Source organism: Streptomyces sp. ITFR-6 (assembly GCF_031844725.1).
Lineage (GTDB): Bacteria > Actinomycetota > Actinomycetes > Streptomycetales > Streptomycetaceae > Streptomyces.
This window is the reverse complement of the sequence record NZ_CP134612.1, coordinates 7,047,902-7,068,641: the sequence shown is the minus strand read 5'-3', so window position 1 is coordinate 7,068,641 and position 20,740 is coordinate 7,047,902. Positions and strand designations below refer to the sequence as shown.

21 protein-coding genes are annotated in these 20,740 nt (G+C 68.8%); 2 read left to right on the top strand and 19 right to left on the bottom strand.

The features are described from left to right. Positions 1 to 6: 6 nt before the first annotated feature. The 12 genes from RLT59_RS32165 to RLT59_RS32110 all read right to left on the bottom strand — a co-directional run bounded on the left by RLT59_RS32165 (position 7) and on the right by RLT59_RS32110 (position 12,116). A complete protein-coding gene (locus RLT59_RS32165) occupies positions 7 to 2,841 on the bottom strand; it encodes a DEAD/DEAH box helicase (RefSeq protein ID WP_311307931.1) in 2,835 nt (944 codons plus the stop codon). A 44-nt stretch (positions 2,842 to 2,885) separates the two neighbouring features. Next, positions 2,886 to 3,794 carry a diacylglycerol kinase gene (locus RLT59_RS32160; protein WP_311306657.1) on the bottom strand — a complete coding sequence of 303 codons (909 nt, stop codon included), beginning with the start codon at positions 3,792 to 3,794 and terminating at the stop codon, positions 2,886 to 2,888. An 18-nt stretch (positions 3,795 to 3,812) separates the two neighbouring features. Beyond that, positions 3,813 to 4,778, bottom strand: a complete 966-nt coding sequence (gene tatC / locus RLT59_RS32155; RefSeq protein WP_311306656.1) for a twin-arginine translocase subunit TatC — start codon at positions 4,776 to 4,778, stop codon at positions 3,813 to 3,815. A 47-nt stretch (positions 4,779 to 4,825) separates the two neighbouring features. Next, positions 4,826 to 5,119 carry a Sec-independent protein translocase subunit TatA gene (tatA, locus tag RLT59_RS32150; protein WP_311307930.1) on the bottom strand — a complete coding sequence of 98 codons (294 nt, stop codon included), beginning with the start codon at positions 5,117 to 5,119 and terminating at the stop codon, positions 4,826 to 4,828. Positions 5,120 to 5,363: 244 nt separating this feature from the next. Further along, positions 5,364 to 5,561 (bottom strand): hypothetical protein, encoded by a 198-nt coding sequence (locus RLT59_RS32145; protein WP_311306655.1) that lies wholly within the window; start codon positions 5,559 to 5,561, stop codon positions 5,364 to 5,366. An 83-nt stretch (positions 5,562 to 5,644) separates the two neighbouring features. Further along, entirely contained in the window at positions 5,645 to 5,923 is a 279-nt protein-coding gene (locus RLT59_RS32140; protein WP_311306654.1) for a hypothetical protein, read from the bottom strand. 18 nt (positions 5,924 to 5,941) lie between these two features. Next, positions 5,942 to 6,898, bottom strand: a complete 957-nt coding sequence (locus RLT59_RS32135; protein WP_311306653.1) for a helix-turn-helix transcriptional regulator — start codon at positions 6,896 to 6,898, stop codon at positions 5,942 to 5,944. Between the two features lie 15 nt (positions 6,899 to 6,913). Beyond that, the gene (locus RLT59_RS32130; RefSeq protein ID WP_311306652.1) at positions 6,914 to 7,867 is read right to left on the bottom strand and encodes a helix-turn-helix transcriptional regulator; all 954 of its coding nucleotides are present in this window, start codon (positions 7,865 to 7,867) and stop codon (positions 6,914 to 6,916) included. Positions 7,868 to 7,982: 115 nt separating this feature from the next. Continuing rightward, positions 7,983 to 8,357 (bottom strand): FKBP-type peptidyl-prolyl cis-trans isomerase, encoded by a 375-nt coding sequence (locus RLT59_RS32125; protein ID WP_311306651.1) that lies wholly within the window; start codon positions 8,355 to 8,357, stop codon positions 7,983 to 7,985. Positions 8,358 to 8,401: 44 nt separating this feature from the next. After that, positions 8,402 to 9,358 carry an FKBP-type peptidyl-prolyl cis-trans isomerase gene (locus RLT59_RS32120; RefSeq protein WP_311306650.1) on the bottom strand — a complete coding sequence of 319 codons (957 nt, stop codon included), beginning with the start codon at positions 9,356 to 9,358 and terminating at the stop codon, positions 8,402 to 8,404. Between the two features lie 127 nt (positions 9,359 to 9,485). Then, positions 9,486 to 10,847 (bottom strand): Pup--protein ligase, encoded by a 1,362-nt coding sequence (pafA, locus tag RLT59_RS32115; RefSeq protein WP_024493415.1) that lies wholly within the window; start codon positions 10,845 to 10,847, stop codon positions 9,486 to 9,488. A 9-nt stretch (positions 10,848 to 10,856) separates the two neighbouring features. Continuing rightward, on the bottom strand, positions 10,857 to 12,116 hold the full coding sequence (locus RLT59_RS32110; protein WP_311306649.1) for an MFS transporter: 1,260 nt from the start codon (positions 12,114 to 12,116) through the stop codon (positions 10,857 to 10,859). Positions 12,117 to 12,248: 132 nt separating this feature from the next. Here RLT59_RS32110 and RLT59_RS32105 point away from each other — a divergent pair, with 132 nt between their 5' ends. Continuing rightward, positions 12,249 to 13,286, top strand: a complete 1,038-nt coding sequence (locus RLT59_RS32105) for a LacI family DNA-binding transcriptional regulator (protein ID WP_311306648.1) — start codon at positions 12,249 to 12,251, stop codon at positions 13,284 to 13,286. Positions 13,287 to 13,343: 57 nt separating this feature from the next. Here RLT59_RS32105 and prcA read toward each other — a convergent pair whose 3' ends face one another. The 6 genes from prcA to arc all read right to left on the bottom strand — a co-directional run bounded on the left by prcA (position 13,344) and on the right by arc (position 19,513). Further along, positions 13,344 to 14,201: a proteasome subunit alpha gene (gene prcA / locus RLT59_RS32100; RefSeq protein ID WP_311306647.1), complete on the bottom strand. Its 858-nt coding sequence runs from the start codon at positions 14,199 to 14,201 to the stop codon at positions 13,344 to 13,346. Positions 14,202 to 14,260: 59 nt separating this feature from the next. Continuing rightward, entirely contained in the window at positions 14,261 to 15,106 is an 846-nt protein-coding gene (gene prcB / locus RLT59_RS32095) for a proteasome subunit beta (protein WP_311306646.1), read from the bottom strand. Then, positions 15,058 to 15,570, bottom strand: coding sequence for an endonuclease domain-containing protein (locus RLT59_RS32090; RefSeq protein WP_311306645.1), 513 nt, complete (start codon positions 15,568 to 15,570; stop codon positions 15,058 to 15,060). The genes prcB and RLT59_RS32090 overlap by 49 nt, the downstream gene beginning before the upstream one ends. Positions 15,571 to 15,657: 87 nt before the next feature. Next, a complete protein-coding gene (locus RLT59_RS32085) occupies positions 15,658 to 15,876 on the bottom strand; it encodes a ubiquitin-like protein Pup (protein WP_311306644.1) in 219 nt (72 codons plus the stop codon). Positions 15,877 to 15,996: 120 nt separating this feature from the next. Beyond that, a complete protein-coding gene (dop, locus tag RLT59_RS32080) occupies positions 15,997 to 17,508 on the bottom strand; it encodes a depupylase/deamidase Dop (RefSeq protein ID WP_311306643.1) in 1,512 nt (503 codons plus the stop codon). A gap of 238 nt (positions 17,509 to 17,746) precedes the next feature. Beyond that, a complete protein-coding gene (gene arc, locus RLT59_RS32075; RefSeq protein ID WP_073737389.1) occupies positions 17,747 to 19,513 on the bottom strand; it encodes a proteasome ATPase in 1,767 nt (588 codons plus the stop codon). A 241-nt stretch (positions 19,514 to 19,754) separates the two neighbouring features. On the opposite strand from arc, the gene RLT59_RS32070 reads away from it, so the two are divergent. Further along, positions 19,755 to 20,066 carry a ferredoxin gene (locus tag RLT59_RS32070; protein WP_024490916.1) on the top strand — a complete coding sequence of 104 codons (312 nt, stop codon included), beginning with the start codon at positions 19,755 to 19,757 and terminating at the stop codon, positions 20,064 to 20,066. 39 nt (positions 20,067 to 20,105) lie between these two features. On the opposite strand, the gene RLT59_RS32065 is transcribed toward RLT59_RS32070, so the two are convergent. Beyond that, positions 20,106 to 20,705: a hypothetical protein gene (locus RLT59_RS32065; RefSeq protein ID WP_311306642.1), complete on the bottom strand. Its 600-nt coding sequence runs from the start codon at positions 20,703 to 20,705 to the stop codon at positions 20,106 to 20,108. Between the last annotated feature and the right edge of the window lie 35 nt (positions 20,706 to 20,740).

Sequence of the window (20,740 nt, the reverse complement as noted above, 5' to 3'; positions counted from 1 at the left end):
GCCGGCTCACCCCACCGAGCTGTAGGCCACTACTCCCCGCAGCACCTCGTCAACGGCCTTCCGTGCGTTGCGCCCCACCGAACTCCCCTCGCGCGGCGCCGCGGCGGCCACCTGCCCCAGCACATCGATCACCTGCTTGCACCAGCGCACGAAGTCGCCCGCGGGCATCTCCGCCTCACGCAGCACCTCGTCCAGCGTCCGGCCGGACGCCCACATGTAGACCGCCCAGGCGAAGCCGAGATCGGGTTCGCGCTGTCCGACCCCCTCCGCCTGGTTGATCTTGAAGTCTTCCTCCAGGGCATCGAGCCGCCCCCAGATCCGGACCATCTCGCCCATCGCCGTCTTCGCCGGTCCGGACGGCAGCTTGGGCGCCACCGCGTCGTCGGACTGCCGGGCCTCGTACACCAGCGCCGAGACGCACGCGGCGAGTTCGGCGGGGTTGAGCCCCTCCCACACACCGGCGCGCAGGCACTCGCTCGCCAGCAGGTCCAGCTCGCCGTAGAGGCGGGCGAGCCGCTTGCCGTGCTCGGTGACCTCACTGCCGCGCAGGTAGTCGAGCTCGGTCAGCAGCGCGACGATCCGGTCGAAGGTGCGGGCGATGGTGTTGGTGCGCCCCTCGATGCGGCGCTCCAGCTGCTGGGTGTCCCGCTGCAGCCGGTGGTAGCGCTCGGCCCACCGCGCGTGGTCCTCGCGCTCGTCGCAGCCGTGGCAGGGGTGCGCGCGCAACTCGGCCCGGTAGCGGGCGATCTCGCGGTCGTCGGCGGCGCCGGAGCGCTGCTTGCGGTGCCGCTCCGGCACGATGTGCCCGGCCTTGGTGCGCAGCGCGGAGGCCAGATCGCGGCGCGACTGCGGTGAGCGCGCGTTGAACGACTTCGGGACGCGCATCCGCTCCAGCGCCTCCACCGGCACCGGGAAGTCGATCGAGGCGAGCCGCTTGACCTGCCGTTCGGCCGTCAGCACCAGGGGTCGCGGACCGTCGTGGTACTCCATGCCGCGGTGGCCGTGCCCGTTGGTCCGGCCTGCGGGCAGTCCGGGGTCCAGGACGAGTGCCAGTCCGGCGAACTTCCCGGTCGGGACATGGATGACATCGCCGGGCTTGAGCTTCTCCAGGGAGGCCGCGGCGGCTGCCCGCCGCTGCGACGCGCCGTGCTTGGCGAGCTCCGTCTCCCGGTCCTTGAGGTCGCGGCGGAGCCGCGCGTACTCCTCGAAGTCACCGAGGTGGCAGGTCATTCCCTCCTTGTAGCCCTCCAGTCCCTCCTCGTTCTTCTGGACCTGGCGGGAGATCCCGACCACCGACCGGTCCGCCTGGAACTGTGCGAACGAGGTCTCCAGCAGTTCGCGCGAGCGGTGCCTGCCGAACTGCTGCACCAGATTGACGGCCATGTTGTAGGACGGCCGGAAGCTGGAGCGCAGCGGATACGTACGCGTGCCCGCGAGTCCGGCGAGCGCTCCGGGGTCCATGCCACGCTGCCAGAGCACCACCGCGTGACCCTCGACGTCGATCCCGCGCCGTCCGGCCCGGCCGGTCAGCTGGGTGTACTCGCCGGGGGTGATGTCGGCGTGCTGCTCGCCGTTCCACTTGACGAGCTTCTCCAGGACCACGGAGCGTGCGGGCATGTTGATGCCGAGGGCCAGCGTCTCGGTCGCGAAGACCGCCTTGACGAGCCCGCGCACGAAGAGCTCCTCGACGACCTCCTTGAAGGTCGGCAGCATCCCCGCGTGGTGCGCGGCGATGCCCCGCTCCAGGCCTTCGAGCCATTCGTAGTAGCCGAGGACATGGAGGTCCTCCGCCGGGATGGACGCCGTGCGGGCCTCGACGATCTCCCGTACGAGCCGGCGCTTGTCCTCGTTGTTGAGCCGGAGTCCGGCCTGCAGGCACTGCTGCACGGAGGCCTCGCAGCCCGCCCTGCTGAAGATGAACGTGATGGCGGGCAGCAGCCCCTCCGCGTCCAGCCGGTCGATGACCTCTGGCCTCGACGGGGTCCAGATCCGGCTGCGCTGGCGCCGCTCACGCTCGCGGTCCGCCTCGCGCACCATCTTTCCGCGCCGGCGCTCGCGCGGGTTGTATCCGCGCTGGTTCTCCATGCGGGCGAGCCGGACGAGGTCGGGGTTGACCTCACGGCGGCCGACGCCACGGCCGCCGTGGTCGCTCTCCTCCTCGAAGAGGTCGTACATCCGGCGCCCGGCCAGCACGTGCTGCCAGAGCGGTACGGGACGGTGCTCGGAGACGATCACGGCGGTGTCGCCGCGGACGGTGTCCAGCCAGTCACCGAACTCCTCGGCGTTGGACACGGTCGCCGACAGTGACACCAGCGTCACGGATTCGGGGAGGTGGATGATCACTTCCTCCCACACCGCGCCGCGGAAGCGGTCGGAGAGGTAGTGCACCTCGTCCATCACCACATAGCCGAGCCCGCTCAGCGCCTGGGATCCCGCGTACAGCATGTTCCGCAGCACCTCTGTGGTCATGACGACCACCGGGGCATCGGCGTTGACGCTGTTGTCGCCGGTGAGCAGGCCCACCTTGTCCGCGCCGTAGCGCTTGACGAGGTCGGCGAACTTCTGGTTGGACAGGGCCTTGATGGGTGTGGTGTAGAAGCACTTGCGGCCCTGCTCCAGGGCGAGGTGCACGGCGAACTCGCCGACGATCGTCTTGCCCGAGCCCGTCGGCGCCGCGACGAGGACGCCCTTGCCGGTCTCCAGCGCCGTACAGGCCTCGATCTGATAGGGGTCCAGATCGAATTCGTACATCTCGCGGAACGGCCCGAGCGCGGTCGCCTGCTCGGCGGCTCGGATCCGGGAAGCCTGGTATCGCTCAGCTGGTGAGAGGTCCTCTGTCATCTTGTCCACGAGCCTACCCGCCGGGTCCGACAGTGACGCGATCTTTAATTCACCGTGGCAGAACCCGCCCCGAGCACTCTGACGGCGCCCCTGACGCAGGTCGCGGCCAGTGGCAGCGCGCCGAGCGGTTCACCGTCCGCGTACGCGGTGACGCCGACGGCTTCGAGCGCGATCGAGGAGACCCGGTGCACGGTGACGACCGGGTGGCCGAGATGGGTGCCCTTGTAGACCTTGGGAAACACCTTGAGCAGCGTGGCGCGGCTGCAGTCGCCGACCACGGTCACGTCGAACAGCCCGTCGTCCATGACGGCGTCCGCGCAGATCCGCATGCCGCCGCCGTACGTCGATCCGTTGCCGACGGCTATCAGGGTCGCCGCGATCTCCTGGACCGGGCCGCCGTCGAGGCCGACGCGGTAGGCGATGGGCCGGAACGCGGCGAGTTCGGCGAGGACCGCCAGGTCGTACTTGAACCGTCCGCCCGGCCAGCGCATCCGGTTGCCCCGGTCGTTGACCCGGGAGTCGAAGCCGGAGGCGAGCACGGACCCGAACCACCGGTCCCCGGCCCGGCCGAGGTCGATCTCGCGGACGAGGCTTCCCTTGAGCGCCTCCGCCGCCAGCCGGCCGGCCGCGGCCGGATCCCGTACCGGCAGGCCGAGGGCGCGGGCGAAGTCGTTGCCGGTGCCGACGGCCACGACACCGAGCGGCGTCCGGGTGCCGGCGACGGCCTGCAGGGCGAGCGACATCATCCCGTCCCCGCCGACGGCCACGAGCGCGCCGGTCCCCCCGGCCACGGCGTCCCGGGCCCGCCGCAACGCGTCGTCGGCATCCTCACCGAGGACCGTACGGACGGAGAATCCGGCGTCCCGCAACGCGGAAGCGGCCGGCTGCGCGGCGTGCGCGCCCCGGCCGCGTCCTGCGGTGGGATTGACGAAGAGGGTGATCTCGCTGGTCACCCGGGGGACCCTACAAGGTCAGGTGATGTCGTCGTAACCGTTCGACCGGGGCGATCGTCCGCCGTCCCGTTCCCCGTCGGCCTGTTCGGGCAAGGAGGGCCGCGACGCCGAGACATTCTCCATGTCACCGATGTCCTCGGGGGTGAGGTCCAGATCCGACGCCTCGTCGTCGTCCAGCTCGGTGTCGGGGTTGTTCCGCCGCCTGCGCCGGTCGTTGGCCAGGCAGATGCCGAGTGCCAGGAAGTAGAGCAGCACGATCGGAGCCGCCAGCGTGATCATCGTCAGCGGGTCACCCGTGGGCGTGGCGACCGCGGCGAAGATCGTGATGCCCATGACCATGCCGCGCCACCAGCCCGCGAGCCGCTTGGCCGTGAGCACCCCGGTGAAGTTCAGCAGGACGAGCAGGAGCGGGAGCTCGAAGGCGAGACCGAAGACGACCACCATGCGCGTGACGATGTTGAGGTAGTCGTCGACGGGCAGCAGGTTCGTCGTGTTGTCCGGGGTGAATTCGAGCAGGACCGCGGCCGTCTGCGGCATCAGCTTGTAGGCGAGCGCGGCGCCCACCAGGAACAGCGGCACACCCGCGCCGACGAAGCTCAGCGCGTACTTCTTCTCGTGCTTGTGCAGACCCGGTGCGAGGAACGCCCAGAGCTGGTAGAGCCAGACGGGAGTGGAGAGCACCACGCCCGCCATGAGGGAGACCTTGAGCGCGATGGAGAACGGCGCGACCAGACCGTTCACCGTCATCTCGGCGCACGGGTGGCCGTTCTCCTGGACCTTCCTGCCGTTGGTGCAGCCGACCGACTCCAGGATCGGACGGATCAGGAAGTCGATCAGGTCCTTGTAGAAAAAGGCCGTGACCGAGGTGATGACGATGACCGCCAGGACCGCGATCAGCAGTCGGTTACGCAACTCACGCAGGTGATCAGCGAGAGGCATCCGCCCCTCGCCGTCCTTCTCCTGCTTGCGGGCAGACTTGAGCAACCCACTTCCCTCGTCTCGTGCGGCAGCTGCGGGGGATTCGTCAGCTGTCAGCTCTGGGTGGTGGGCTTCGCTTCACTCACGGGGCGGGAGCTCGTCACATCGCCGGGGGAGGCCTGGATGGTGCGCGCGGCGGCGGGCTGCTGGGCCGCCTGGTCCGCGGCGGCCGCGTCCGCGGTGGTCGCCGGCTCGTCGTCCTTCTTCATGGCCTTGGCCTCGCTCTTGAGGATGCGGGCCGACTTGCCGAGCGAACGGGCCATGTCAGGAAGCTTCTTGGCACCGAACAACAGGAGAACGACAGCAATGATCAGAACGATCTCTAGAGGCTTCAGATTGCCCATGATGTGCTTCCTTCTCGCTGAGACGGCTGGAGGTGGGCTCGCTGCCCTTGGGTCGGACTTCCCTTGGTTCGGACACTCGTCCGACCTATTCGCTGGGAGCGATCGTAACCCGCAGGAGTAAACGCGAGGCAATGCCCGTGCATACTTTGGCCAGCGGCCAGCACCTCCCTGCCCAGGCCGCCACCAGCAGCGTACCCCCCGGAACTGAGAAACAGGAGGCCGCGCCCGCCCTGATCGAACAGGCCGCCTACCTCAGGGTTTCACCCGTGGCCGCGAGATCGGTGGCCGCTCGCTCCAGATCCTCCGCGGCCCGGTTGATCCGCTCCGTGGTACGCGTCACCTGGTGACCGAGGCGCTGGGCCTCGATGAACACCCTGATGGCCAGCACGCCCAGGACGGCGATGCCGAGGAACCCCAGGGCGATGGCGAGCATGGGCCAGAACATCCGCAGAGCCTCGATGTTTCTCGTGTCCGGGTCCGGAGGGACCGATGTGATCTGTCTGAGGGGAGCCCGCCGGCGTCCGTCTTCTACCGGCCGGTGTGCAGGCGCAGTGTCCGTACGCCGCCGTCGGTGAGCAGCTCCACTATCCGCTCCCCCGCGGTCCTGCGGACCGCCGCGTCGCACTCGGGGCAGGTGAAGGAGTAGAACGTCGTCCGGCTGGTGGCACCGATCGCGAGCCGGATGGCGCCCGCCGTCAGCTCGAACCGTGCGCGGCAGTCCGGGCAGGCGGCCCTGAACCGTACGGACTCGGGAACGACGACGGTCGGAACGGATGAAACATCCGACACCACGGACAGGTTGCTCATGTCTCCTCCGCCGGCCCCTCAGGCCGGGCCGTCGTAGGCGGTGAGTGCCGCCCGCGCCGCCCGCCGCGCGCTCTCCGCCAGCTCCGGTGGTGAGACGATCCGCCCCTCCCGGCCGAGCCGGAGCGCCAGGCGGCGCAGCGAGGCCGGATCAGGCGTCCGCAGGGTGATCCGCATGCCGCCGTCGGGCAGCTCGTGGGCGCTGTCGTGCGGGTAGTACTCCGCGACCCAGCGTCCGCCGGGACCCACCTCCACGACGACCTCCGGATCCTCTGCGGCGGGCTGGACCAGCCCCTCCGACAGGTCCCGCAGCTCCAGCTCGGGGGGCGCGGCCGGCTCGTCGAGCAACCGGATCTCGGCGACCCGGTCGAGGCGGAAGGTGCGCCGGTCCTCCGAGGACCGGCACCAGGCCTCCATATAGGTGTGCCCGACGGCGAACAGCCGGATCGGGTCCACCTCGCGCTCGGTGAGCTCGTCGCGGGCGGGCGAGTAGTAGCGCAGCCAGAGCCGGCGCCGCTCGGAGATCGCCCGGTCCACATCCGCGAAGACGCCGCCCTCCGACTCGAAGGTGACCGAGAGCCGGGAGCTGGCCGCCCCCACCTCACCGGCCGCGGCCTCCAGCTTGGCGGTGGCGCGCAACAGCGCCTGCCGGTCGCTCTCCCGCAGTCCGGGCAGCGTCGCGACGGCGCGGGCGGCGACCAGCAGGGCCGTCGCCTCGTCGGCGGCGAGCCGGAGCGGCTCCGCGACATCGTCCGGGTTGTGCCACCAGATCCGGTCGCCGTCGGTGTCGATGTCCAGCAGATCGCCGCCGCGGAAGCTCGTCCCGCACATGGGCAGGACGTCGAGGTCGGAGATGAGCTCGTCCTCGGTGATCCCGAAGGCCCGTGCGACGTCCTGGACGTGGGCGCCGGGGCGCTCACGCAGATACGTCACCAGCGAGAGCATCCGGCGGGTCTGGTCGATGGCGTTCGTGGCCATGAGTACGGGTCCCCCTCAGTCCTTGGCCACGGCGCGCAGCCGGTCCACCACATCGGCCCGCAGATCCGCGGGTTCCCTCACGACCACGTCCGGACCGAACTCGACGAGCCAGGCGTCCAGACCGTGTCCGTACGGGATCTCCAACTCCTCCCACCCGTCACCGAGTTCCCGGACCGATATCGCGCGTGCCCGCAGCGGGTAGCCGGAACCCGTCCGCAGCCTGATCAGCGCGGTACGGGTAGCCGTCTCCCCCGCCCAGCTCTCGACGGTCTCGCGGACGGTGACGACGTCGGGCACCTGCGCGGTGAACGCGCCGGCCCTGGAGCGCACCTTGCCGGCGATCCGGGAGAGCCGGAACACCCGCTCGGCGCCCCTGCCCCGGTCCCAGCCGGCCAGATACCAGTGCCCGCGCCAGCACTCCAGCGTCCAGGGCTCGACCTGGCGCTGCTCGGGGCGGGCGGCATTGGCCTTGCGGTAGTCGAAGGTCACGGCGCGGCGGTCCCGGCAGGCCAGCATCAGCGGTTCGAACGCGGCCTCGTGCACCGGGATACGGGGTTCGAGGGCACTGTGCACCTCGTACGCGTCCTCGGCCTCCGGCATGCCGGCGGCCCGCAGCTTCTGCAGGGCGCCGCTGGCCGCACCGGCCAGCCGGGCCTGCTGCCAGACCTTGGCGGCCAGCCCGAGCGCGGCGGCCTCCTCGGCGTCCAGCGTGATCGGGGGCAGCCGGTTGCTGTCGCGACGGGCGAGATAGCCGGTGTCGCCGTCCAGGTTCTCCACGGTCTCGATGACCAGACCGAGCTCCCGCAGATCGTCCTTGTCGCGCTCGAACATCCGGTTGAAGGCGTCGTCGGAGCCCGCTTCCAGGTAGGCCTCGATGGAACCGCGCAGCTCGCGCTTGCTGAGCGGGCGCCGGGTCCCCAGCAGACACAGTGCCAGGTTCATCAGCCGCTCGGCCTTGGCAATCGCCATCGACGCCCTCTCTGTTTTGCGCTACGACCCTCGACCGTACCGCTCCGGGGGCTCCGGAAGAAAGCGAGGGCCCGTGCCTTGCGGCACGGGCCCTCGCATCACACACAGGTGCGGATCAGACAGCGACCAGGTCGCAGACGAAGATCAGCGTCTCGCCCGGGGCGATGGCGCCGCCGCCGGCGCCGCGGTCACCGTACGCGAGGTGCGCGGGGATGGTCAGCTGGCGACGGCCGCCGACCTTCATGCCCTGCACGCCCTGGTCCCAGCCCTTGATGACCTGACCGCCGCCGAGCTGGAACTGGAGCGGAGTGCCACGGTTCCAGGAGGCGTCGAACTCCTCGCCGGTGGAGAAGGCCACGCCCACGTAGTGGACGGAGACGGTCTGGCCGGCCTGGGCCACCGGGCCGTCGCCTTCCCAGATGTCCTTGATCTCCAGGTCGGCCGGCGGCTCGCCACCCGGGAAGTCGACCTCGGGCTTCTCGATGCTCACTGACTTTGCTCCTCTAAAAGATGAACTGGGCAACCGGGACAGTCTTACATCTTCGCCAGGATGTCCACGGCGAAGACCAGCGTCGAGTTCGCCGGGATGGACTGCTGCGCCTTGCTGCCGAAGGCCTGGTCCGGCGGGACGACGAGCAGCACGCGGCTGCCGATCTTCTTCCCGATCAGGCCGTTCTTGAGCCCCTTGAGGGTCACCTGGGCCAGCGGGAAGGTCTGCGTCTTGCCCGTCGCGTAGGTGCTGTCGAACGTCTTTCCGTCCTTCCACAGCAGCCCCACGTAGTTCACGACGACGCTGTCGGTCCCCTTGACGACCTCGCCCTTGGACTCCAGGACGTAGTTGGAGACCAGCTTCTTGGGCGGGGTGGACTTGCTGGGAATCTTGACGCTCGGCGCCTTGCCGTCCGTGTCGGTGCCCACCTTCGGCAGGTCGACGTTGTCCTGGGCGACCTCGCTGCCCTTGGCGGACGCGGGGATCTGCTTCGCCTTCAGGATGTCGACGACGAAGACGAGGGTGGCGTTCGCCTTGATGTCGCCCTGGCCGTTCTCGCCGTAACCGAGGTCCGGCGGGATGACCAGCTCGACCCTGCTGCCGACCTTCTGGCCGACGAGGCCCTTGTCCCAGCCCTGGATGACCATGCCCGCGCCGAGCGTCAGGTCGAACGGCTGCTTGCGGTCGTAGCTGTTGTCGAACGGCTTGGTGGAGTCCCAGGCCTGCCCGAGGTAGTTGACCTGGATCGCGTCGCCGTTCTTCAGCTTCGCGCCGTCGCCCTCACTGACAACGTTGGTCTTGAGCTCCTTGGGCGGTGTTCCCGAGCCCTTGGCCAGGGTGGGCTTCTCGCCGAACTTCGCGCCCGCGGTGATGGCGGGGAATCCGCTCTTGGAGGGGGCGGACGCGGAGGCGGAAGCGGAGTCGGAGCCCTTGTCGTCGCTACCGCAGGCGGCTGACAGCAGCAGCAGGGGGACGACTAGAAGGCCGGCAAGTCGGCGCACTGGTTCCTCAGATCTCAGACGACACATGTGTAGGGGGTCCCGGACACTCTAGGGCGTGCGCAGGGCCCCGTACGAGGAACGTACGGGGCCCGAGTCGCACGAGGGCCGAGGCGCGTCCTGCGCCGGCTCACATACCCGCGATCAGCTTCTCCACTCGGTCGTCCACGGAACGGAACGGGTCCTTGCACAACACCGTGCGCTGCGCCTGGTCGTTGAGCTTGAGGTGGACCCAGTCGACGGTGAAGTCCCGGCGCTGCTCCTGGGCCCGCCGGATGAAGTCGCCGCGCAGCCGGGCCCTGGTGGTCTGCGGGGGCACCGACTTGCCCTCGAAGATCTTCAGGTCGTTGCAGATGCGGGCGGCCTGCCCCTTGCGCTCCAGCAGGTAGTACAGACCTCGGCGGCGATGGATGTCGTGGTAGGCGAGGTCTATCTGGGCGACCCGCGGATTCGACATGGTCATGTTGTGCTTGCCCCGGTACCGCTCGATGAGCTTGTACTTCATGACCCAGTCGATCTCGGTATCGATCCGGTCGAGGTCCTCGGCCTCGATCGCGTCCAGCGTGCGGCCCCACAGTTCGAGGACCTTCTCGACGTTGCCCGTGCGGATGCCTCGGCGGTCGACGAAGTCCACGGCCTTCTCGTAGTACTCGCGCTGCACCTCGATGGCGGATGCCTCGCGGCCGCTGGCCAGGCGCACCTTGCGCTGTCCCGTGATGTCGTGACTGACCTCCCGGATCGCCCGGATGGGGTTCTCCAGCGTCAGATCCCGCATCACCGTGCCCGCCTCGATCATGCGGAGCACCAGATCGGTGGCGCCGACCTTGAGCAGCATGGTCGTCTCGGACATGTTGGAGTCACCGACGATGACGTGGAGACGGCGGTACCGCTCCGCGTCCGCGTGCGGTTCGTCCCGGGTGTTGATGATCGGACGGGAGCGTGTCGTCGCGGAGCTGACGCCCTCCCAGATGTGCTCGGCACGCTGGCTGACGCAGTAGACGGCGCCCCGCGGGGTCTGCAGCACCTTGCCGGCGCCGCAGATCAGCTGCCTCGTGACGAGGAAGGGAATGAGGATGTCCGCCAGCCGGGAGAATTCTCCGTGCCGGGCCACGAGGTAGTTCTCATGGCATCCGTAGGAGTTTCCGGCCGAATCGGTGTTGTTCTTGAAGAGATAGACGTCGCCCGCGATTCCCTCCTCGTGCAGACGGCGTTCGGCGTCGACAAGCAGGCCTTCGAGAATGCGCTCGCCGGCCTTGTCGTGAGTGACCAACTCGGTCAGGTTGTCGCATTCGGGGGTTGCATATTCCGGATGCGATCCCACGTCGAGGTAGAGGCGGGCGCCGTTCCGCAGAAAGACATTGCTGCTGCGGCCCCATGACACAACACGGCGGAAGAGGTAGCGCGCCACTTCATCAGGAGACAGTCGGCGCTGTCCCCTGAACGTGCACGTGACGCCGTACTCGTTCTCCAGCCCGAAAATGCGGCGGTCCATGACTGAACATTACGCCTGATGGCCCGAGCTGAAACCGGGTTCGACGGCACCGTTTCGATCATTTTCCGATCCTCGCACCGCGACAGCACTACGCCCGGGAGCTGCGAGCACCCTTCCGGTGGCCAGCAGAACCAGCAGCGCCGCCACTCCACCGGCCCCCGCCACCGCGAAGCTCCACGCCGTCCCGCCCAGTTCCACGGCCGGTCCCGCCACCGCCGTCCCGGCCGCCGCGCCCACCCCGAAGGTCGTCACCAGCCACGAAAAGGCCTCCGTCACCGTGCCCCTCGGAGCGTGCCGGTCGACGACGATGAACGAGCAGGCGATCGCGGGCGCCAGGAACACTCCCGCGACCCCGGCCAGCACGGTCATCGCCACCACACCAGGGGTCAGCGTCAGCGGCAGGTAGCCCAGCGCGAGCAGCGCCACGATCACCCGCAGCCGGCGCTCGGGCGGCCCCGACCACTGCCGCGCGCCGTACGCCGCGCCGCCGATCAGCGCGCCGAGCCCCAGGGCGGCCATCAGCCAGCCGTAGACGGACTCCTGGCCCTGGTCGTCGGCATAGGCGACGCCCGCCACCGTGATGGAGCCCAGCGCCAGACCGACGAAGAAGAACGAGCCGAGCAGCGCCAGCAGCCCCGGCGAACGGAGCGCGCCGAGCCAGTGCGCCTCGCGCGGCGCGGAGCGCCAGGTCCTGGACGGCTCGGACAGGACGACGGACAGCGCCCCCAGGACCCCTATCGCGTTGATCACGAGGAGTGCGGCTGCGGGCGACCAGAGGGAGACCAGCAGGGTCACCAGCAGCGGCCCCACCGTGAACATGACCTCCTGCGCGACCGCGTCCATGGCGTACGCCCGGTGCACCCGGTCCTCACTGCCGAGGACGCTCGGCCACAGGGCGCGCAGGCCGCCCTCCAGAGGAGGGGTGGTCACGCCCGCAAGGGCGACGGCCCCGTAGGCGAGCGGCAGCGGACCGAGGCCCACCACGGCGAGCAGGGTCATTCCGATGGCGGACAGGACGGCGGCGGGCAGTTGGACGCGCGGCTGGCCGTACAGGTCCACGGCGCGGCCCAGCAGCGGCTGTCCGACGGCGGTGCCCAGTCCGTACACGGCGGCGAGCGCGCCTGCGAGGCCGTAGCCGCCACCCTCCGCACGGGTGAACAGGACGATCGCGATGGGGGCGGTGCCGTTCGGCAGCCGCCCCACGAGGGTGCCGGTCAGCAGCCGGGCGGCATGCCGCGCCCGGAGGATGTCCAGATATCCCGCGGCCATGTCCCGCCCCTCTCCCCGGGACGCCTTGCGGCCACCCTAGGTTTTACGTATAACTTCCTGGTTCATACGTACCATGTGACCAGTGCGCTGGTCCACCTCACGGCGCCTGCGCCGACCGGCCCGGAGGCCCGAGTGACCAGCCCAGCACAGCCCGCCCCCTCCCGGCCCACCAGCCGTGACGTGGCGCGGGCCGTCGGCGTCTCGCAGGCCACCGTCTCCCTGGTCCTCGGCGGCAAATGGCGCGGCCGGGTCTCCTCCGCCACCGCGGACCGGGTGCGGGAGGCCGCCCACGAGCTCGGGTACCGGCCGAATCTCGCCGCCCGGAATCTGCGCCTGGGCCACACCAGGACCGCCCTGCTCGTCGTGCCGGCCCTCACCAACGAGTTCTTCGCCCGGGTGTACACCGGGGCCGCCGCCGTCGCCGCGGAACACGGCTTCGGCGTCGTCCTGTACCCCTCGCCCGACGGCACCGGCCCGGCCCGGGACCCCTTCGCCTCGGCCCGCGCCGCGCTCGACGGGGTCATCGCCTCATCGATGGCCGCCGACGCGCTGAGCGCCCTGCACGGGGCCGACCTGCCGCTGGTCATGCTCGACAGCGACCCCTCGGCCCCGGGCCCGGCGGCCCGCGTCAACCTCGATGTCGCTGACGGCATGCGTCAGGTGACGGAGCATCTGCTCGCCCTTGGCCACCGCCGCTTCGTCCACCTCGCCTCGGCCGTCGACACCTGGACGTTCGCGGTCCGCGCCGAAGCCGTCCGGGACGCCCTGCGCGGCGTGCCCGGCACCGACGTACGCACCGTGCCGGCCGCGCTGGACGTACGGGCCGGCCACGCGGCCGCGGAACGCGCGCTGGCCCTGCCCGGCCCCCGGCCCACCGCCATCATCTGCGACGACGACATCCTGGCCGCGGGCGCCTGCAAGGCGGCACGCCGACTCGGGCTGCGGGTACCGGACGACCTCTCCGTGACCGGCTTCGACGATCTGGCCCTGGCCACGGCCGTGGAGCCCGAACTCACCACGGTGCGGCTGCCCGCCGAACAGGTCGGTGAGCGCGGCATGAGCGCCCTGCTGGCCGTTCTGGACGGCCGCCCGGCCGAGACCGGCAGCCTGCCGGTCCACCTGGTCGTCCGCGGCTCGTCCGCTCCCCCGCCCACGGACCGGCCCGTATGACAGAGCCCCGGCCCTCCGGGAAGGCGGACCGGGGCTCTGTCATACGGGCGGAACGGGCTACTCCACGTCCCCACCGGAATCGGTGGAGTCGCCGGAGTCGGTCACGGCCTTCTTGCCGGTGGACTTGCCGCTCGACTTGCCGGTGGCCGTCGCCGTGGTGGCGTCGTCGCCGTCCTCCGTGTCCGAGGGGGCGTCCGTCGGCGTCGAGCCGGCACCGTCGGCCTCCAGCAGCCGCGCCAGCTGCCGGCCGACGATCCGCTTGAACTTGCGCTGCTGCGGCCTCGTACGGTCCAGGACCGCGACCTCCAGCCGGTCGGCGGGGATCTCCCGCTCACTGCCGTTGGGGTCGCGGGACAGCGCCTGCACCGCCAGCTTCAGCGCCTCCGCCAGTGACATCCCGTCACGGTGCCGCTGGTCCAGGAAGGTACTGATCTGCTCCGCGTTGCCACCGACGGCGACCGAGCCGTGCTCGTCCACGATCGAGCCGTCGTGCGGCAGCCGGTAGATCTGGTCACCGTCCGCCGCCGCGCCCACCTCGGCGACGACCAGCTCCACCTCGTACGGCTTCTCGGCCGCACTGGAGAAGATGGTGCCGAGCGTCTGCGCGTAGACATTCGCCAGTCCACGGGCCGTCACATCGTCACGGTCATAGGTATATCCGCGCAGATCGGCATAGCGGACACCGCCGATGCGGAGATTCTCGTACTCGTTGTACTTACCGGCGGCGGCGAAACCGATCCGGTCATAGATCTCGCTGAACTTGTGCAGCGCACGGGACGGGTTCTCGCCGACGAACACAATGCCGTCGGTGTACTGCAGCACAACCAGGCTGCGACCACGGGCGATGCCCTTCCGGGCGTATTCCGCCCGGTCGGCCATGGCCTGCTGAGGTGAGACATAGAACGGCGTCGACACCGGCTATCCGTCCCTTTCTGTCAGTGACAAGAGCATCGAAGAAGCCTGGGAACGGGGGGTCAGAGCAGCTCGGCGCGCGGGCCGTCGGGCTGCTCCAGCCTTCGTTCCAGAACCGAGCGGGCGATGTCGGCGGATTCCGTCTCGGTCAGCTTCCGGAAACCCTCGTCGGTGATGACGGTGATGATCGGATAGATGCGCCGGGCGACATCGGGGCCACCGGTCGCCGAGTCGTCGTCCGCCGCGTCGTACAGCGCCTGCACGACCAGAGTGAGCGTCTGCTCCTGCGTCAGGTCCTCGCGGTAGAGCTTCTTCATGGAGGTGCGGGCGAAGATCGACCCGGAGCCCGTGGAGGCGTAGCCCTGCTCCTCGGAGCGGCCTCCGGTGACGTCGTACGAGAAGATCCGGCCCCGCTCGCGGTCGACGTCGTAGCCGGCGAAGAGCGGCACCACGGCGAGCCCCTGCATGGCCATCGCCAGATTGCTCCGGATCATCGTGGAGAGCCGGTTCGCCTTGCCCTCCAGTGAGAGCTGGGCACCCTCGACCTTCTCGAAGTGCTCCAGCTCCAGCTGGAAGAGCTTGACCATCTCCACGGCCAGCCCGGCCGTACCGGCGATACCCACCGCCGAGTACTCGTCGGCCGGGAACACCTTCTGGATGTCGCGCTGCGCGATCATGCTGCCCATGGTCGCCCGCCGGTCACCGGCCAGCACCACGCCGCCGGGGAACGAGGCCGCGACGATCGTCGTCCCGTGCGGGGCCTCGATGGCCCCCTTCATGGGCGGCAGCTGCCGGTTGCCCGGCAGCATCGCGGGCGACTGGTCGGTCAGGAAGTCCATGAAGGAGGACGATCCCGGCGTCAGGAAGGCAGCTGGTAGACGCCCGGTGCTACGAGTGTTGGCTTCCACGCGTTTCCCTCCACGTATGCGGCTGCACGCCTTATGGCATCCGGCCGGTCCTTGAGCTGCCCCAGGGCTGCGTTGCAGCTGAAGCAAAGTACGCCACGGACCCTACCCGTCTCATGACAGTGATCCACATGTTCCGCCGGAGCGGCCAGACAGATACAGCACACGCCCTGCTGAGATGCGATCAACTCGTCCAACTCCGCCGGACTCAGACCGTACTTGCGCTGGAAATAGGCGACGCGATTGCGCTCCGCGCGGCACGGACGACAGTAGCTCGCCCAGCCATCGGAGGACGCCCTGTTCCGTTCCCACTGGTCGTGCGGCTTCACCTCACCGCACTGCGGGCAGCGCTTATACCCCCGCGGGACCGGCACCTGGACTCGAACGGACTTGCCCCTGGCCTCCTGGCGCTGCCGGTAGTACTCGGCAGAGCACTCCCGGCAGTACGCCTGGAGACCATCCAGCATTGCCCTGTTACTGGCGAAGGACTCTGTCGGCAGAGCCCTTCGACATCGGGAGCATTCTTTCTCTGCAGGAATATCGGACATTAAGTCCTATTCCCCGCCTTTCTGAACAAATGACCGCACGAAATCCTCGGCATTGGCTTCGAGGACGTCGTCGATCTCGTCCAGAACGTCGTCGACGTCGTCGCTCAGCTTGTCCTGTCGCTCCTGAAGATCCTCGGAGGCCTGCGCGTCCTGCGCCTGCTCCTCTGTCCCCTCGGTGGAGCGCGTCGCCTTCTGCTGTCCGCCGCCGGTGTCCTTGGTCGCCATATAGCTCACCCCGCTCGGTTCGAAGCACTTGATCAGACCCTACCTACGGGGTCCGACATTGGCCCGGTACTTGTCTCAACGTCCGGAGGTCATCGGAATGATTCCCAGCCGACGGCCCTTTCAGCCGCCCGCGAGCACCCGGACCAGCTCTTCCGCGGTACGACAGCGGTCCAGGAGGTCCTTGACGTGCTCACGGGTGCCCCGGAGCGGTTCCATGGTGGGCACCCGCTGCAGGGAGTCGTGGCCCGGAAGGTCGAAGATGACCGAATCCCAGGAGGCCGCCGCGACGTCGTCCGCGTACTGCTCCAGGCAGCGGCCGCGGAAATACGCCCTGGTGTCCTCCGGAGGCGCCGTACGGGCCTGCTCGACCTCGTTCTCGTCCAGCAGGCGGTTCATCCTGCCCCGGGCCGCCAGACGGTTGTACAGGCCCTTGTCGGGCCGTACGTCGGCGTACTGGAGGTCCACCAGGTGCAGGCGGGGCGCGTCCCAGTCGAGGCTGTCGCGGCGGCGGTAGCCCTCCATCAGCTCCCGCTTGGCGATCCAGTCCAGCTCGCGGGAGAGGCTCATCGGATCGTTCTCCAGCCGGTTGAGCGTGTCCTCCCAGCGGATCAGGATGTCCTTGGTCTGCTCGTCGGCGTCCGCCCCGTACCGCTCCTCGACGTACTTGCGGGCGAGCTCGAAGTACTCCATCTGGAGCTGTACAGCGGTGAGTGTCCGGCCGCTGCGCAGAGTGACCAGCTGCTGGAGATCCGGGTCGTGGGACACCTGGTGCAGCGTGCGCACCGGCTGGTCGACGGCCAGGTCGACGTTGATGAAGCCGTCCTCGATCATGGAGAGGACCAGTGAGGTGGTGCCCAGCTTGAGGTAGGTGGAGATCTCCGAGAGATTCGCGTCGCCGATGATCACATGCAGCCGGCGGTACTTCTCCGCGTCCGAGTGGGGTTCGTCGCGGGTGTTGATGATCGGCCGCTTGAGTGTGGTCTCCAGGCCGACCTCGACCTCGAAGTAGTCGGCGCGCTGGCTGATCTGGAAGCCGTGCTCGTGGCCGTCCTGGCCGATTCCGACCCGTCCCGCCCCGGTGACGACCTGGCGCGAGACGAAGAACGGGGTCAGGTGGCGCACGATGTCCGAGAACGGGGTCTCCCGCTTCATCAGGTAGTTCTCGTGCGTGCCGTACGAGGCGCCCTTGTTGTCGGTGTTGTTCTTGTAGAGGTGGATCGGCAGGGCGCCGGGCAGCTGGGCCGCGCGTTCGGCGGCCTCGGCCATGATGCGCTCGCCGGCCTTGTCCCAGAGGACGGCGTCCCTGGGGTTGGTGATCTCCGGGGAGCTGTACTCGGGGTGCGCGTGGTCGACGTAGAGCCGGGCCCCGTTGGTGAGGATGACATTGGCCAGGCCGATGTCCTCGTCCGTGAGCTGGCTGGAGTCGGCGGTCTCGCGGGCGAGGTCGAAGCCTCGCGCGTCTCGCAGCGGGTTCTCCTCCTCGAAGTCCCAGCGGGCGCGGCGCGCCCGGTGCATCGCCGCCGCGTAGGCGTTGACGATCTGGGACGAGGTGAGCATGGCATTGGCGTTGGGATGGCCGGGCACGGAGATCCCGTACTCGGTCTCGATGCCCATTACTCGCCGTACGGTCATGCGGCCCTCCTTGCCCGGCGGCGCTCCCTTCCGGAAACGGCGCTCAAGTACCGCTGCTTGTCCGGTGCGTGCGCGGTTTGCCCGTACCCGCACTGCGCGACCGGGCGGTATGCATGAGCCTAGAGCGCCTCTGTGCTGGTGGGGAGATCAATTACGTCATTGCTGCGGTGTCGGCGCGGCTGTCCGGAAAGCAACCGGCTGCGGATGCCCGGCCGGGCATCCGCAGCCGGTCTGCGTTCTACAGGTACTGCCCGGTGTTCGCCACCGTGTCGATGGACCGCCCGGTGTCCGCGCCCTGCTTTCCGGTGACGAGTGTGCGGATGAAGACGATCCGCTCACCCTTCTTGCCGGAGATCCTGGCCCAGTCGTCCGGGTTGGTGGTGTTCGGCAGGTCCTCGTTCTCCTTGAACTCGTCCACACATGCCTGGAGGAGATGGGAGACGCGAAGGCCCTTCTGGCCCTGGTCGAGGAAGGCCTTGATGGCCATCTTCTTGGCCCGGTCGACGATGTTCTGGATCATCGCGCCGGAGTTGAAGTCCTTGAAGTACAGGACCTCCTTGTCGCCGTTGGCGTACGTCACCTCAAGGAAGCGGTTCTCCTCGGACTCGGTGTACATCCGTTCGACGACCGACTGGATCATGGCGTGCGCGGCGGCCTCCTTGGAGCCGGTGTGCTCCGCGAGGTCGTCGGCGTGCAGGGGCAGCGAAGGCGTGAGGTACTTCGCGAAGATGTCCTTCGCGGCCTCCGCGTCCGGACGCTCGATCTTGATCTTCACATCGAGGCGGCCGGGCCGCAGGATCGCGGGGTCGATCATGTCCTCGCGGTTGGAGGCGCCGATCACGATGACGTTCTCCAGGCCCTCGACACCATCGATCTCGGCGAGCAGCTGGGGGACGATGGTGTTCTCCACGTCCGAGCTGACGCCGGATCCCCGGGTGCGGAAGAGCGACTCCATCTCGTCGAAGAAGACGATGACGGGGGTGCCCTCACTCGCCTTCTCGCGGGCACGCTGGAAGACCAGGCGGATGTGGCGCTCGGTCTCACCGACGTACTTGTTGAGGAGTTCGGGGCCCTTGATGTTGAGGAAGTAGCTCTTGCCGGCGGGCTGGCCGGTTACTTCGGCGACCTTCTTCGCGAGGGAGTTGGCGACGGCCTTGGCGATGAGCGTCTTGCCGCAGCCGGGCGGGCCGTAGAGCAGGATGCCCTTCGGTGGCCGCAGTTCGTGCTCCTTGAAGAGGTCGGGGTGCAGATAGGGGAGCTCTACCGCGTCGCGGATGAGCTCGATCTGGTCACCCAGGCCGCCGATCTTGTTGTAGTCGATGTCCGGGACTTCTTCGAGGACGAGTTCTTCGACCTCGCTCTTGGGAACGACTTCGTAGACGTAGCCGGACCTGGGTTCGAGCAGCAGAGCGTCGCCGGGCCGGATGGTGATGTCCAGCAACGGCTCGGCGAGCCGCACCACCCGTTCCTCGTCGGTGTGCCCGACCACCAGGGCTCGTTCGCCGTCCTCAAGGATCTCCTTGAGGGTGACGATGTCCCCGGCCCGCTCGAATTCCATGGCGTCGACCACGTTGAGCGCTTCGTTGAGCATGACTTCCTGGCCGCGCCGGAGGTCTTCGAGCTCAACGCTGGGGCTGACGTTCACCCGGAGCTTGCGGCCCCCGGTGAAGATGTCGCAGGTGCCGTCCTCGTTGGCCTGCAGGAACACACCGAAGCCGGCCGGTGGCTGTGCCAGCCGGTCGACCTCTTCCTTGAGGGCCACGATCTGGTCGCGGGCCTCGCGGAGTGTGCTGGCGAGCCGCTCGTTCTGAGCGGACACGCCTGCGAGGTTGGTCTGGAACTCGACGATCCGCTCTTCGAGAATCCTCGTATGCCGCGGAGAGTCGGCGAGCTTACGTCGCAGGACGGCGATTTCCTGCTCAAGATAGGCGACCTGGCCGGCTGGGTCATCGGACCCCCGTCCGGGCCGGATGCCGCGGTTGGTGTCGTCGTCGTGGGCTGCCACGGTCCTCACCTCCTCCAAGGGGAGCTGGACGCTTCCTGACCCTACCTGGGTGGGTGATGATTGAAACCCCTAGATCACAAAGACTGTGAGGCGTGTCCGATCTTCACCCTTGCGCTCTCCCTCGTGTCAGGGGAATACCCACCCTTCAACATCGGAAAGCGGCCGGTTGTATCGTCGAAGTGTTCAACACCCGTCAGGGCTGGCTTTTTTTGGTTCGGATACGCAGGAAACGGCAGGCGAAATGACCGCGCAGCAAGACGCTCCCACCGGTGGCGACACGCAGGACCTGGAGGTCTGGATCGATCAGGACCTCTGCACGGGGGACGGCATCTGTGTGCAGTACGCGCCCGAGGTCTTCGAGCTGGACATCGACGGACTCGCCTATGTGAAGAGCGACGGGGACGAGCTGCTGCAGGACAAGGGGGCGACCACCCCGGTGCCGTTGCCGCTTCTCCAGGACGTGGTCGATTCGGCCAAGGAATGTCCGGGCGACTGTATTCATGTACGACGCGTTTCGGACAGGGTCGAGGTCTTCGGCCCCGAGGCGGCCTGAACCGCCGGCCGGGCGGCCGGTAGCTGCTCGGGGCGACCGTCAGGCGTTGCCGCCGACGGAGCCGTCGGAGTCCTCGGAGAGGCTGTTGCGTACGAAGGCACCGTTCTGCCACTGCCAGGTGACCTTCTCCTGCTCGTCGGGGCAGCAGGACGGGACCGAGGGCGAGGAGTAGCCGAGGAGTGTCGCGGAGACGACGCCCTCACGCACGGTGAAGTCACCGACGCTCATCTTCTGGGCGGGGTCGACCAGGGTCGCGACGATCCTGGGAGCGGCCCCGCTCTGCTGTGTGAGGACGTAGACGCCGCTGGGCGGGGTACCCAGTCCGGCCGTGCAGTGGACCACCGCGACGGTTTCCGGGCGGCCGTCGCCGTCGAGGTCTCCGGGGGCCTCCTTGGCAACCGTGTTGCCGCCGTCGCCGCACTTCAGGGGGAACGCCGCACGGGCGGGGTCGGGCGGGGCCACGGGGGCCGTGCCGTGCTGCGCCGCGGTGCGGTGGGGTGTGGTGGAGGCCGAGGCGGCCGTGTCGGGCTGGAGCAGGCCGGCTGCCGCGACGACGGCGGCCATGGCCGCCGCGGTGGCGAGCCAGTGCAGCGTCGTGCTGTCGGTGTGCGCGAGGTCCGGGAGCGCGGAGGTCTGCACGCGGGATGTCTCCTGTGGTTCCTGTGGTGCGGAAT

Coding starts and splice junctions, on each gene's coding strand:
- RLT59_RS32135 (WP_311306653.1), bottom strand. CDS start 6,898: ATGGCCACGAACGCCATCGACCAGACCCGCCGGATGCTCTCGCTGGTG.
- RLT59_RS32085 (WP_311306644.1), bottom strand. CDS start 15,876: ATGGCGACCAAGGACACCGGCGGCGGACAGCAGAAGGCGACGCGCTCC.
- RLT59_RS32090 (WP_311306645.1), bottom strand. CDS start 15,570: ATGCTGGATGGTCTCCAGGCGTACTGCCGGGAGTGCTCTGCCGAGTAC.
- RLT59_RS32070 (WP_024490916.1), top strand. CDS start 19,755: ATGACCGCGCAGCAAGACGCTCCCACCGGTGGCGACACGCAGGACCTG.
- pafA (WP_024493415.1), bottom strand. CDS start 10,847: ATGGACCGCCGCATTTTCGGGCTGGAGAACGAGTACGGCGTCACGTGC.
- RLT59_RS32145 (WP_311306655.1), bottom strand. CDS start 5,561: ATGTTCTGGCCCATGCTCGCCATCGCCCTGGGGTTCCTCGGCATCGCC.
- RLT59_RS32130 (WP_311306652.1), bottom strand. CDS start 7,867: ATGGCGATTGCCAAGGCCGAGCGGCTGATGAACCTGGCACTGTGTCTG.
- RLT59_RS32110 (WP_311306649.1), bottom strand. CDS start 12,116: ATGGCCGCGGGATATCTGGACATCCTCCGGGCGCGGCATGCCGCCCGG.
- dop (WP_311306643.1), bottom strand. CDS start 17,508: ATGACCGTACGGCGAGTAATGGGCATCGAGACCGAGTACGGGATCTCC.
- RLT59_RS32165 (WP_311307931.1), bottom strand. CDS start 2,841: ATGACAGAGGACCTCTCACCAGCTGAGCGATACCAGGCTTCCCGGATC.
- RLT59_RS32140 (WP_311306654.1), bottom strand. CDS start 5,923: ATGAGCAACCTGTCCGTGGTGTCGGATGTTTCATCCGTTCCGACCGTC.